The 15004-nt window shown below is 42.9% G+C and carries 6 protein-coding genes; all 6 read right to left on the bottom strand.

Features of this window, described 5'->3' with window-relative positions:
- Window positions 1–130 precede the first annotated feature (130 nt).
- Window positions 131–1693, bottom strand: a complete 1563-nt coding sequence (locus tag NAF17_RS12360) for an FG-GAP repeat domain-containing protein (RefSeq protein WP_252758300.1) — start codon at window positions 1691–1693, stop codon at window positions 131–133.
- A 23-nt stretch (window positions 1694–1716) separates the two neighbouring features.
- On the bottom strand, window positions 1717–3036 hold the full coding sequence (locus tag NAF17_RS12355; protein ID WP_252758299.1) for a vanadium-dependent haloperoxidase: 1320 nt from the start codon (window positions 3034–3036) through the stop codon (window positions 1717–1719).
- Window positions 3037–3053: 17 nt separating this feature from the next.
- Window positions 3054–6629 carry a VCBS repeat-containing protein gene (locus NAF17_RS12350; RefSeq protein WP_252758298.1) on the bottom strand — a complete coding sequence of 1192 codons (3576 nt, stop codon included), beginning with the start codon at window positions 6627–6629 and terminating at the stop codon, window positions 3054–3056.
- A gap of 79 nt (window positions 6630–6708) precedes the next feature.
- Window positions 6709–8544 carry a RagB/SusD family nutrient uptake outer membrane protein gene (locus NAF17_RS12345; protein ID WP_252758297.1) on the bottom strand — a complete coding sequence of 612 codons (1836 nt, stop codon included), beginning with the start codon at window positions 8542–8544 and terminating at the stop codon, window positions 6709–6711.
- 33 nt (window positions 8545–8577) lie between these two features.
- Window positions 8578–11835, bottom strand: coding sequence for a SusC/RagA family TonB-linked outer membrane protein (locus tag NAF17_RS12340; RefSeq protein ID WP_252758296.1), 3258 nt, complete (start codon window positions 11833–11835; stop codon window positions 8578–8580).
- 799 nt (window positions 11836–12634) lie between these two features.
- Complete coding sequence (gene bglX / locus NAF17_RS12335) at window positions 12635–14944, bottom strand: beta-glucosidase BglX (RefSeq protein ID WP_305884170.1); 2310 nt, start codon at window positions 14942–14944, stop codon at window positions 12635–12637.
- Window positions 14945–15004 lie beyond the last annotated feature (60 nt).

Here is a 15004-nt window from a genome sequence, read left to right as displayed (position 1 = left end):
AACTCCAGGTAGCCACGGTCGAATATGCGCTCGATGTTTTTTCCGTTCTCGTCAAAAACCGCCTTGCCCGATGCTTACCCTACCCTGTTGAGTAGCATAAGCATCATCCAATAGTATTAAAGTCTATATTTTATTTCTTCATCTCGTTCTGCAATACAATAAATGGCTGGTGCTCGTCCCAGGTTGGCGTTAAGTTTGGCTGGAACAGGAAACCGCTTGCATAGTTGCCTAAAATTATATCTGGCTTGCCATCTTTGTTGACGTCGCTAACGTCCATATTCATCCAACGGCCATATTTGCTAACGGGCACCGCATGGGCTTTAAACTCCATAGGTTTGCTCTGCTCAAAGTAAATGAACTCTTCAGCAGGGTTATTCTTCATATCGGCAAAAAAGGCTATAGTGGCAATATCCAGGTCGCCATCCTTATCAAAATCTGCAGCGATGGCTTTGGTTGCACCATTTATAGGGTAAAACCAAGTTTGCTTAAATTTATAATCACCGGTGTTTTTGTAAATATACAGGCCGTGATAAGGCTTTAGGATGCGCGAATCGCGGAAGTTGTAGCCACAAGTGTAGATCAGATCGAGGTTACCGTCATGGTCAATATCCGCCAATTGGAAGCTTGTTGAACCGTATACCGGAGGGAAATGTAACAGCTCCCTGCTTTTAAAGCCGCCTTTTTTATCATTCAGAAACAAGGACAAACCTTCGTCGCCACTACCGAACAATACCATCAGGTCGGGGTAACCATCTTTGTTAAAATCCTCCGTTACAGCTTGTACTGCACCCGGCCTGTCGGTAATAGTGAATTGTTTTTGGGCTTTGCCGTTAGCGCCTAATTTGATTAGGAAAACACCGCCTTTTGTGAAACCCTGCCCTAAAACGATCAATTCATTTTTACCGTCTTTATCCAGATCGACACTTAGCGTTTGCACCGGCCTTGGCATATCAATAGCAATTTCTTCGGCGTTTAGCTTACCGGTAAGGTTTGCGCTGTAGATCTTGCCGCTGGCAAAGTCTACAGGGTCTATCCGGCCTATGCACGATAGTATGGCTTGGTCGGCACCACTTGCATCTTTGGTAAAATTAGCATGCACTGCCGGCGATGGCAGGCTGGTAACAGCTTTAACCTTTAACTGGCTATCCCATTCGGTAAGCGTATTTGCAACAACATCGCTGGTGTAAATATTACCTGTGGCCGGGTTAGCGGCAACCATGGTGGTAAAGGTGACATTATTATTTGCTGCCGATTTTTTCATGGTGAAACCTGCCCAATCATTTAGTAACGGGCTTGGCTTTTTAGCCGCCGTTAAGGTATCGGGCGCAATTTTCTGGTAATAATCAACCATTGCCTGCCACTCCACAATGCTTATTAAAGTGGTATCTTTAGTTTCGTTACTTGTTTGTTTATAAAACGACTGCCCGTAGGTACCTATACCAAAATAATGCGCCATCGATGGCATCGAGTGCATGCGCCAAACGTCTTTAGTAAGTGCATCGGCAGGTACAAGCGCGTGGCATTTTGTACAATGGATCTGTACAAGGTGTTCGCCATCGGCAATTACATTGCCGGTAAGGGTATATGCACCTGCTGGTTTACTTTTACACCCCTCTAATATGGTGCTTAATGATAGTAATGCAACCCCTGATAATATAAGAGATGCAAATACGAAGGTCTGCTTTATTTTCATGGATGTGTGGCTAATGCCGTTTCTTAGTTCTGTAATTTTAAATTATTCCAAATGTATTCGCCAATTTTTCGGCCTTGTACCGCGCCCTGGTCTACGCTATTTTTGTAGTGAATACCACCGTAAAAACGACTGATAGATGTTTCGTCCGCCGCTTTCAGGAACGAATCGAAATGGCGCTGCATGCCTATGTAACGCAGGTCGCTGGTATCCATGTAAGAAAAGTTATCGCCAAACAAATGCGTTAATATTACTGCCGATGCGCCGCTGATGTCGCTGTGCCCGCTTGGATATTCCGGAAATGGCGGGGTTTGCAGTAACGGCAACCAGGCATGGTCAATTTTATCGTTAATAACCGTAACAGGCCTTATGTATTCGGTAGTATATTTAACCTGCCAACCGCAAATAAAAGCATCGTACAAAGCAATTGATGTTAAAGCATACGCTTGCGCGGTTTTAACTGCATCAGCCTTTGTTTTTTTACAGGCGATAGCTGCGATACCAATCCAGTGGCCACCGGGCGTTATCTTTTTGTTTACGAACATCATGTGCCCGTTATGCTGTATCACAAAAGGGTTATCGTCCCAAAACTTGGCAATGGTTAGCTCCTCTTTTGTAAGGCTTTTGCTTTTCTCGTAAACGGCGAGGGTCTGTTTAAAGTACTCGCTGTTTTTGTCCTCGCTAAAAGGCGGCGGCGGCGGCAAAGTAAAATCCGATGATGATTTCACCATAAACGTTTCCATTGTGCCCCAGCAAAACTCAACACCATCTAAATAATCGGGTGCGGTTGGGTGCCATTTGCCGTTATCGCTGCTGCCCAAAAACCTTGGTTTACCACGTGTTTTGGCGTAGTTATCGGCTTTAGCACGTGCCAAAACCGCTTTACCAACGCTTTCGCCAAAGGCTACAGAACGGGCAAAGGTGCTGTCATCAAGGTTGCTGGCGTACATGGCAAATACTTTGTCCTCATATTTTTTTAGCGTATCTACAGAAAACGTCACCTTATGTGCCACCGTAAAAAACGCTTTTGTAGCGGCAAGTGCAAAGTTATAATTCAACCCTTTTTTAGGTTGAGGGATTGCTTTAAAACCATGTAGCTGCCCTGCTATTGAATTATATTTTGGGTTTTGAAAACGCATAGCCTCGTACTGCGCCAAACTGGTATAACCATAAATACGGCTTGCCACCGGCGGACTAAACACATCGTATATAATTACCTGGGTAAGCTGGTCTACATTCTCATGCAGTACATCCGCATCGCTTTTTAGGGCTATTTTTTGCTTTTGTTTACAGCTTACTGCCAAAAGGCAAAATACGGCTGCAATTAAAACTTTGTGGCTTCTCATGGGTTTTCGGCTATAAATTAATTTAGAGGTATATTCCTGCTTTGGCCGGTATTGTTGGTTACAGTAACCGACGCCATTGAAGCATCAATATTAAAAAATCTGCCGGATTGTGACAAGAAAGATCCTCCATTATAAAACTCCTGTTTTGCTGTTTTACCGTTTTTATATTTGATGATGGCAAACATATCTAAAGACTGCAGGCTAACTATGCGCACAGGTTTTTTCAGTTCAAACACCTTCATCGCGCCCTTGTACTGGCTGGCCGCAAGCAGATAGCCACCTTTAGCGCTGCGCAATTTAACCAGCGCCTTACCATCACCAGGAATGTAAAGGCCGCTTTGCATAATGGTTAGCGGTTTAAAGCCGCCTTTGCCGTCACCCTTTAACAGCAACCCGTTAAAGGCATCGTAGCGGCCGGTGCTTACTTCGGTACCGTAGTCGTTACCGCTTAGGGCTACATCAAGGTTACCGTCGCCGTCAAAATCATCTATAATAATACCCGCCAATTGCGACGTTTGCGCTTCTATCGGCAAAGGTATTACGGTAAATTTCCCGTGCCCGTCGTTCCGCAGGTAACACGATCTAAGTTCATTAACTTTTAAACGAAGCGCCCCCTTGCGCATTTCAGGTGTTATCACACTATCCATTGTAGCTACGGCGTAAGATTTAAAGTTTTGGAATTTAACCCTCATGCTGATGATCTGCTTCACCATATCCTCGCGCGTATTCGCCGGGAATTCCTTCATCACCCCGTCCCTGTCTTTCAGGAATACCGACGGGATAGCATCGTAACTATCATTATTGTCAAAATCTTTAGCGGTGATGTACGCCGGGTATTGCTCAGTAGCCTTGTAAAAAGTATTTAAACCCGTGTTGCCTACAATGTAATCAATATCTCCGTCGTGGTCAAAATCACCGCCGGCAATGGTATTCCACCAGCCTAATTTATCGGCAACGCCTGTACTTGCGGTTACGTTTTTAAATACGCCGTGGTCATTTTTCATAAATGTAACCGGCATCCATTCGCCGGTTATCACCAGGTCGGGCCAGCCATCGTTATCAAAATCGGTAAAGGATGCATCGCACACCAAACCTAAATTATTTAAGCCTTTAGCTGCTGTTGGTGTAACATCTGTAAACTTAATCTGGCCTTTTTTGCTGTCGTTTCGAAGGATCAAACTCGATACCGGTTTTGGATAATTCCATGGCTCTACCCTGCCGGATACAAACAGATCAAGCGCACCGTCTTTATTATAATCTACCGCTTTTACACATAATTTACTGGTAAAATTGGCAGGTAAAGCGCCAACCTGCAACGTAAAGTTGCCCTTACCATCGTTAGCATAGATCCTGTCCTGGTATGATTTTGAGCCGGGGGCATCTTCATAGCCACCACTGGTAGCGTAAAGGTCCAAATCGCCATCGCCATCGGCATCAAATAATAATAAACCTTCGTCTTTATACTTATCAGTTAAGTTTTGTGCCGATACTAAAAGGTTACGCTGAATAAACTTGCCACTCGCTTGCTGTAAAAACAGTTGCGCCGGATATTTTGATGTACCACCTACAACCATGTCGTCAAACCCGTTGCCGTCAACATCACCTACGGCAATAGCGGGCGCGTATTCAGATAGTTTATGCGGGATCAGTTTCTGCACGTTAAAATCGGCAAAGTCAACATCGTTATGTTTGTAGTTGATGCCTACCGCCCTGGTAACTTCGGTAAACAGCGATTGTGTATTTATCTTAGCCGTATTGAAGCTATAAGGCGATTTAGCGTTATTAATATCAACCTTTACGGTTTGGTCGGCTTTAACATTGGTTAGCGTTTGCTGCCTGCCGTTTTGCCATTTAATCACTACCGAATCCACCTTATCTATTTTACCTAAGCCAAAATGAGCTATATTTTGAATAGTAGACAAATACCCGCGGAACGGTGTATTCTCGTAAACCTGGTGTTTGCCATGGTCGTAATAAATATCAGCCCAGGCGCCTATTCCATCCTTATTCTGCGGGCCACCTTTAAACTGCACCTGCAAATAATGGTTGTTGGCATTATCGTTTGCACGAGAGTTGTTTTTGTACACAAAGGCTTCGTCATCAATATTGTTAATGATCATATCCAGCGTGCCATCGTTATCCAGATCGGCATAGGTTGCTCCGTTAGAAAACGATGGGATATCCATCCCCCATGATTTGGTCACATCCTCAAACTGCAGGTTGCCATTATTGCGGAACGCGTAGTTAGCTATTTTAACGACAGGAATCTGTTGCAGGATCTGCTTTTTAGTAGCAACCGCAAATGATTCGTTCCTGAAGGTGATAAAATCGTGATCGGTAACATCCCGTGGGTAACCATTGGTTATTACAATATCCCTAAAGCCATCGTTATCAAAATCGGTTATCATAGGCCCCCAGCTCCAGTCGGTTTGCGCCACGCCGCTCATAAAGGCAACCTCGGCAAACGCGGGCGCGCCAATAGAATCGTTTTGGCCTAAACGCGGCCCTTGGTTTAACTGTAAAGTGTTATGGTTATATTGGTATTGGTAGCCGTAAAAGTCAAAGTTTTGGTATAGCTGGTATGATGTGGCGGGCATAAACATTTTTTTCCGATAGTTATCCTCCGGATCCATATCCAGTTCAAAAACATCGGCAAGGCCATCATTATTAATATCCTGCACATCCTGGCCCATGGCGCTGGTGGCAGTATGTTTAAAGTATTCTTGTGTACGGTCGGTAAACGTACCGTTGTGGTTGTTTATGTACAGGATGTTGTTTGGTAAAAAGTCGTTGGTTACGTAAATATCTTTCCAGCCATCGCGGTTAATATCTACAATACTGGCCGCATGGCCATAGCCCTCGATCAGGATGCCTGCCTGTTTGGATACATTGGTATAAACCGGATGCTTCAAAGCAGTATTATAATCGTTACGGTAAAGCCTGCCGGTGCTGCGGCTGCTACCATCTTTCAAAAGCGGCCTAAAGGCGCTGGTGTTATCTGTTGATTGTGCCTCGTTAACGGTTAGGTACATATCAAGGTCGCCATCGTTATCATAATCAAAAAACGATGCCATGGTGGAGTGTACGTTTATGTTGAGGCCATACTCCTTTGCCTCTTCTTTAAATATCGGTACGCCGTTTTTATCGGGCCCCTGGTTAATGTATAATAAGTTTACCCTTTTAACGGAATCGTTCAGTAAGGTATTACATACGTATATGTCTTTAAGGCCATCGTTATTTATATCAACAACTGCCACGCCGCGGCCCCAGCCACCTTTGCCGCCTACGCCGGCTTTATCGGTCACGTCCTCAAATTTAAAATCGCCTTTGTTTAGGTATAATCGGTTTGATACCGCATTACCCACAAAGTAAATATCCTGCAAGCCATCGTTATTAAAATCGCCTATGCCAACACCACCTCCGTTATAAATATTTAGCTTATCAAGCGGGTTGATGGTATCATTTTCAACTATCTCATTATTAAATTTTATGCCCGAGTGCGACGAGGAGATCCGCTCGAACATGGTAGCCTTTTTACAAGAAAATACAAAAAGCAGCGCAATAATAAATAGCAGATATTTAAGGGCTTTCATATAGCGATATTAGGAATTTTATTCATAAAAAAAGAGGGAGGGATAAATAATCCCCCCCTCTTTTATAAGTTATTTACTATTAATAACCTTTGTTTTGTTTCAGAGTACCTTTAGAGATATCTATCTGGAACTGAGGTATTGGGTATTGTTCATTTTTGTTTGGAGTGAACTTAGCAACCTTCATAACCGCTGATGTAAAGGTTGGGCCAAAATCACGAGTGTTTTTCAGGAATTTCTCAATTTCTGTTGACATAAATGTACCTGCAGGGCCGCCATTAGTAGCATCCCAACGAGATAAATCAAAGAAACGGTGTCCTTCCATACCTAACTCAATCTTGCGCTCAAAGTAAACTGCTTTGCGGGCATAAACCTGTCCCATTTCAGCAAACTGGCCGGTGTATAAACCTACTTTGTAATTAGCAGCAAACTGCTCTTTATCAACAATTGGTTTAGTAGCATCGCCATCTGTGTAACCAGTTAACTTACCTTTAACCCAACCGCTTTGGTCAGCAGCACGGGCACGTACCTGGTTAACATAACCTTCTGCAACTGCAAGTTGGGTTGCTTCAACAGCACACTCAGCAGCCCATAATAATACGTCAGCAAAACGGATAGCGTTGTAGCTGTTAGAAGTTGCCTGGTTTGCAGCCCAACCACCGTAAGCATCAGAAGTAGTTGCTTGTGCAGCTTTGTAATAAACGTTTTTGATTGGCAAGTACGGACCACCGTTTGGCTGGTCACGTGCCCAGGCAGCACCAGGGCAAATTCCCCAATCTAAATATGGGATACCACGACGGCCTACTGACCAATCTAACCTTGCATCAAGCAATTCATCACTTGGTGTAAAAACTGTAGCTGCAGATACAGCCTGGTCATTTTTAAGGTAATTGTTTTGGTAAGTATCAATTAATGGTAAACCATTAGCGTCAACTTTAAACGAATTTACAAAATCAAACGTTGGCTGGAAGAAACCACAGCAACCTGCAGGGCCACCAGATGGGAAGTTCAATACAGAACCCGCGTTACCGTTTAAGCCATTTGCACCATCGTTTACAGCTGTTTGTACAACAAATACACCTTCGGGACCATTTTTGGTTGACGGGTTAAAGTTGTTTGCATATTTGCCTAAAGCGTAAGATGCTCCTGAGCTTGTTTTACCGTTAGTAATAACATCTTTTAAGATGGTAAAAGCATCCGGATATTTGTGATCGTACATTAGGGTTTTAGCCTGGAATGCCAAAGCAGCCCATTTGTTTGCACGCCCAATTTGAGGCTGGGTAGCAGGCAAGTCTGCTGCTGCCGCAGCAAAATCAGCTGCAATTTTATCCCAAATTGTTTTATCATTCGGCACTAAGTAATTATTAGCCGAGTAGGTAACTGTTTCAGCAACATAAGGAACCATTTTCCAAATTTTTGCAGCTTCCAGGTGATAAAAACCACGCAGGAAACGGGCTTCGGCAACGTATTGCTTTATCTGGTCCGGAGTGATAGAACCATCTTTAACAGCTGGTATCAACCTCAAAACGTCATTTGCACGTTGCACACCGGCGTAACAAATACGCCATTTGTGATCCAGGTAATCGTTTGAACCTGTTGCGCTGAAAGCCTCCAGATTGGCAGCAGCCGGTTGGTCACCAGGGTTAGAACCTTTAAAGGCATCACCAGCTACCACGCTACCGTATACCCAGTTGTCAGTACCGGTTTCCCAGGGGGCACCGCTTTGGCCATTAAAAACGCCATCAACAAGGGAGTACGCTCCAATTAATACACCATCAACACCTGTACGTGTTGCAAGTACCGAAGGGATCAAGGCGCTAATTGGTGCCTGATCAAGGTATTTTTTACATGAATAAGATCCACCAAGCAATACTAGTGTTGCCGGGATAAGGACTTTTAATTTAAAACTTTTTTTCATAACTATTTACTTTAAAAATTACGTTAGTTATTATTAGAAACTAAGGTTTACGCCGAAAATAAATCTGCGCTCATTGTTAGGGTAGTTACCTAAATCTACACCCTGGCTGTTACGGCCATCGGCTGCTTGTAACTCCGGATCAAGGCCACTGTATTTTGTAGCTGTGAACAGGTTGGTACCTTGTACATAAACACGAAGTTTATCAACACCAACACTCTTTAGCAAGTTTGGTGCAAAAGTGTAACCCACTATTACCGACTTTAATTTAAGGAATGAACCACTTTCTACGTAGTAAGAGTTGATCGCATCAGCTGTACTAAAATTCGTTGTTTTTTCAATAACTGGGGTTTTAGCATTTGCATTCTGAGCCGCGGTTTTTGTAGGATCCCAAGAGTTGTTTAACAGGTCTAAACTTTTGTTACCGGTTTGTGAACCGTAAAAGTTAGTCCAGTATTTAACTGTATTGTAGATATCGCCACCATGTGAACCATATAATATGGCACCTAAGTCAAAGCCTTTGTAAGCAACGTTTAAGTTAACACCATAGGTGAAATCTGGAGTTGGGTTACCAATTTTGGTACGGTCAGCATCAGTGATACGGCCATCACCGTTTACGTCATCATAGCGGAAACGGCCAGGGGCTGCATCTGTTTGATAAACCGGTACCGAACCAAAAAGATCTGGTTTTTGCTTTGCGTTAAGCGCGTCAATTTCGGCTTGGGTATTCCAGTAACCTTGTACTTTGTAACCGTAAAATTGACCAATGCTACCACCTACCTGGTTGTAAACTACGCTACCGTTACGAATGCCTGAGGTAAAGAAAGGCGCGCCCAGTTCTGTAATCTTGTTTTTTAATGTTGTTACGTTAGCACCAATTGAGTAAGTTACACCTGAAGTACTACCGTGGTAAGTAGCGCTCATGTCTAAACCGTTGTTAACCACAACACCGTTATTAACCGCAGGCCATGCGCCTTCATAACCACCTGCAAGCGCAGAAATTGGCACATTTACCAAAAGATTTGAAATGGTTTTTTTGTAATACTCGATACTCAGATCCAAATGATTAAATAATGACGCATCAAAACCAATGTTAAAAGTTTTATCAGTTTCCCAAGTCGTTTTATCGTTACCTAAAGAAGTCAAATAATAACCTGGTAATACCGCGCTTGATGAACCAGTAATTGGGTACGATGATGAACCTGGACCACCACCAAATGCGGTGTAGGCGCTATTTGCACCAACGTTACCATTGTAACCTGATGTACCGTAGCTACCGCGGATCTTTAGGTCGTTTAACCAGGTAGAACCTTTAGCAAATTCTTCCTGAGTTACGCGCCATGCAGCGGAAACTGCCGGAAATGTACCGTATTTTCTGCCGGAACTAAAAACTGAACTACCATCACGACGTACAGTTGCGCCAATGATGTACCTGTCATTAAAGGTATAATCTAAACGGCCAAATAATGACTGAATGGTGTTAAGACCATTGAACTGGCTATTTGCAGTAGTTTTGCTAGCCTGCCCGTTAGAAATATTTGCGTAGAATGGATCAAGAGAGAAAAGGTTTATAGCGTTCGCATTTATATTGCGGCCTGTGTAACCTCTTTGCTCGTAACCGGCTAACACGCTAATGCTGTGTTTGCCAAACACTTGTTTGTAATTAATAGTATTGCTCCAGTTAAAGCTGCTATTATATGATGAGCCTTCACTGTAGCTGTTATTACCACCGTGTGCCTCACCGCTATCGTACTGGCGGTAACCAATGTTATAATAGTAATTGTTAGAAATATCAGCACTGTAAGCAGTACGTGCAGTAAAGTGCTTTAGTATGTCGGCCTCTGCAAAAACAGTACCTTGTAAACCGTACTGGTTACTGTGCGTGGTTTTTTGACGCTCCTGTATACCTACCGGGTTAAGCGCGTTACCTAATGCGGCAGGGCCTGCATAAGTACCACCTAAATTACCGGCAATATCACGTACCGGGATGATAGGAAGCGTACGGTAAGTTTCAGAAATTGAGTTACCCTCATTTTGGTTACCACCATTGGGTAAACCACCAGCACCGTTAGGTGAAGCTATATAAGAATAGCTGATGTTTTCACCTAACCTGATGTGATCTTTCACACTAAAAGTAGTATTAACACGGGCCTGGTATCTTTTAAAGTAAGTACCAATAAGTGTACCTTGTTGGTTGGAGTAACCTAAAGATAAAAAGTAAGCGCTTTTGTCGCTCGCGCCGCTTGCGCTTAATGAGTGCTGCTGAATTGGCGCAGATTTGAAGATCTCGTGGAACCAATCTGTACCTGCACCTTTGGCAAATTTTTGGATCAGATAATCTCTCGAAGGATCGTTATCCAGGTGATAGTTTGGCAGGAACGTGCTTGCGTTTGCCTGGTTAAATACACCTTTAGACCCTCCGCCTGACTGGTAACCGTAATCGGCAATTTTACTACCAATTAGTAAAGCGTTACCCGGATCTGTTTTTACTAGCAATTGTTCAAACTGGTCGGCATTTAACGTATTGAATACGTTACCGCCTAATGGTTGAGTAGTGCCGTAAAACGCATCATACGAAATTGTTGCTTTACCTTGTTTACCTTTTTTGGTAGTTACTACAATAACACCGTTACCACCGCTAACACCATAAATAGCTGCAGCACCCGCATCCTTCAATACAGAGATAGACTCGATATCGTTAGGATTTACATTTGACATGCTGCCTGTTTGCAAACCATCAATTACATAAAGTGGAGATGAGCTACCGAAGTTACTTAAACCACGAATAGTAACCTGCGCACCAGCACCCGGTGCACCTTGTGTTACTACGTTAACACCGGCCGCCTGGCCTTGTAGCATAGTTTCTGAACTTACAGATGGTACAGATTTTGCAGCTGCGACGTTTACTGTAGTTACCGAACCGGAAATGTCTTTTTTACGTTGCGTAGTGTAGCCTGTTACTACTACTTCGTTCAACGAGTTATTGCCGGCTTGCAAAGCAACATTTACTGTTTCGCTTGCGCCTACCGTAACTTCATTTGATTGGTAACCCAAGTATGAGATGACCAATACGTCACCCGGGTTAACATTGATGCTAAACTGTCCGTTAACATCAGTTTGTGTACCGATAGTAGTGCCTTTAACGCGCACACTGGCTCCTACTACTGGCAACTTGTCGTCGCTACCGGTAACTTTACCTGTGTGTTTTGTTTGAGCATTAACTACCAATGAAGAAACTAAGCAGCATAGTAGCAGGCATAGTGTTCTTCCCTTAAGGAGTAAACTTTTAAACATGAGATTGAGATTTAGTTGATTAATATATTTGATTTAAGATCGTATAAATGAGGATGACCAAAATGCTTGGTTAGGTAACAATGGCAACCACCTCAAAAAAAAATTTGATTATGGTGCCCCCCTGGCCGGGCTGGGATTATTAGTACGTTGGGTTTGTAAAAGTTTTATCATATAGTTACACTATCCTGTTAAAAATATCATACCGTTTAATTGTTGCTGAACGATACTTAATGCTCATCAATTCTATTTATCCGTTAAATTGTGTTTGCCTGTCTGTAAAAAGAAAGCTTTATAATTGGTATGCCCTAATATAAACAGAGTGTATAGGTTACACAAGCAACTTAATACGAATTATAAATTATTTATTTTCCATTGCATAAATCATTGCAATATTTCAATTTAATAACCATTTGTTAAACACATCTTAATAATTCAATATTTAGTTTAACAAATTCGCAATGTAATATTTTTGTTATAAAGCGTTTATTTAGGTAAAATGCCACATTTACTTTTTATAAAAACCCAAAGAGTCCTTTTTTCAAAAATTTTTAAAAACTTCTTTTATTTTTTTAAGAAGTATACTGTTTAAATAAAGGCTTTGTTAAATTCCTGTTAATTTTACAGTTATTCTACTAAATCACTATACATTTTTTACATTGTTTTACACCAAGTAGTTTTTATAGCCTAATACAACCTTTGTATAAAAAAAATATGCCCTGGTAATATTACCAAGGCATATTGCATTAATTTTTATATAAATAAAATTTAGGCTAATTTATTTGGATACTAACCTTTTAAACTATTTGGCCCAAGCTACTTTCGCGGTTTTAACCTCGGCCGAACTGGTGCCCACCTGTATCACAAATTCGCCGGGCTCCCAGTCGTACTTCAACTGGCTGTTGTAAAATTTCAGTTGGTTCGTTGTGATGGGGAAGCTAACTTCTTTCTTCTCTCCATTTTGCAGGCTTATTTTCCTGAACCCTTTTAACTCCTTAACCGGTCGGCTAATGCTTGCGGCAGGGTCACCTATATATAACTGTACAACTTCTTCGCCGGCGTATGGGCCGTTATTGGTAACCGTTACAGTAGCGGTTAAGGTTTCGTTACCTTTTAGTTTAGTTTTGCTAAGCGTAAGGTTGCTGTAAGTAAATTTGCTGTAGCTTAAACCGTAACCAAACGGGTAAAGTGGGTCGTTGCTGATATCTAAATAGTTCGATTTAAACTTAGTTGGGCCCGATGAATAAGGGCGGCCTGTATTTAAGTGGTTATAATAAATAGGTATCTGTCCTACCGTACGCGGGAAGGTTGCCGTTATTTTACCTGATGGATTGTAATTACCAAACAACACTTCGGCAATGGCGTTACCTGCTTCAGTGCCCGGCGCCCATACATCTAATATAGCTGCGGCATGCTCATTCTCCCAGGTTAGGGTAAGCGGGCGGCCGTTAAATAAAACGATAACAATAGGTTTACCCAATTTGGCAAGCGCTTTAAGCATAAGTTGCTGACTCTCGGGAATGCTGATATCCGAACGGCTTGATGATTCGCCGCTCATGCTTTGCGATTCGCCAACCACAGCAACTATAATGTCCGATTTTTTTGCAGCTTTAACCGCATCCTCAATCATATCATCAGGCGATTGTTTATCTAACGATACCATACCCGGGCCAAAGTTAAGGCGTTTCATAAAGGTGGTATCATCAGTAATGTTACTGCCTTTTGCGTAGTTGATCTTTACGTCGTTACCCACAATATGCTTGATGCCTTCTATAACGCTAACTGATTTTTCCCACTCGCCCCCAATTACCCAAGTACCCAACATGTCGCGTTTGTTATCGGCCAACGGGCCAACCAATGCAATACTGCCGCCCGATTTTTTTAACGGTAAGATTTGGTTTGCATTTTTAAGCAATACAAAAGAATGCTCGGCAGTAACGCGGGCAGCCTTGCGGTTTGCGTCCGTCATTATTTCGGTTTTTTCGCGCTGCGGATCTAAAGATTTATAAGGGTTATCAAACAAGCCCAATTTGTATTTAGCCTCAAGCACACGGCGGCAAGCCAGGTCAATATCTGCCTGGGTTACTTTACCCTGCTGTAACGATTTTTTTAGCGTAAGTAAAAAGCCTTCGCCAACCATATCCATATCCAAACCCGCTTTTAATGCCAGGGCAGATACCGTTTGCAAATCGCCCATTCCATGCTGAGTAGTTTCGTTTAACGCGGTATAATCTGATACCACAAAACCGTTAAAGCCCCATTGCTTGCGCAACAAATCTGTAAGCAGCCATTTATTTGTAGTAGCAGGTACACCGTCAACCACGTTAAACGAGCTCATGAAACTTCCTGCACCTGCATCAACTGCTGCTTTGTACGGCGGCAGGTAATAATTATACATGGCTATACGGCTCATGTCAACCGTATTGTATTCGCGGCCGGCTTCGGCGCCGCCGTAAAGTGCAAAGTGTTTTACACAGGCCATTACGGCGTCAGCATTTTTCATGCTGGTACCCTGGTAGCCCCTTATCATAGCGGCGGCAATTTTGCCACCCAGGTAAGGATCTTCACCGCCACCTTCAGAAATGCGGCCCCAGCGTGCATCACGCGCTATATCAACCATTGGCGAAAATACCCAGTTCAACCCTTCGGCGGTAGCCTCTTTGGCGGCAATGCGCGCGGCATGCTCAACAATTGCCATATCCCACGTTGCCGACATCCCCAGCGGGATAGGGAATATAGTACGATGACCGTGGATAACATCTAAACCAAATATCAACGGAATATGCAGGCGCGATCCTTTTACAGCGGCTTCCTGCATTTTGCGAACACTCTCGGTTCCGTATAAACCAAAAATACCGCCGATGCGGCCTTTTTTAACACCATCGCCAATACCATTATTAGTAACCGAACCGGTGATAGCCATGCCACCTGTTACCAGATTAAGCTGCCCTATCTTTTCGTCAACGGTCATCTTTTTCATCAATGCGCTTACAAAAGCATTCATTTTTGCGGCCTCGGTTTGCTTTTGGGCCATGGCTTTATTTAACGGCATGCAAAACAATGCGGTAGCGCCAAGTATGGCAAAAGGCTTATTGTTAAAATATTTTTTCATTAAATGAGTTTTTTGGAGTGTGATTTTTATCACCATTTAATCAGGTTAATTTTCGCAATA

It is taken from the genome of Mucilaginibacter aurantiaciroseus (assembly GCF_024055595.1).
Taxonomy (GTDB): Bacteria; Bacteroidota; Bacteroidia; order Sphingobacteriales; family Sphingobacteriaceae; genus Mucilaginibacter; species Mucilaginibacter aurantiaciroseus.
Note: the sequence above shows the minus strand (reverse complement) of the source record. Positions and strands in the feature narration are given on the sequence as shown.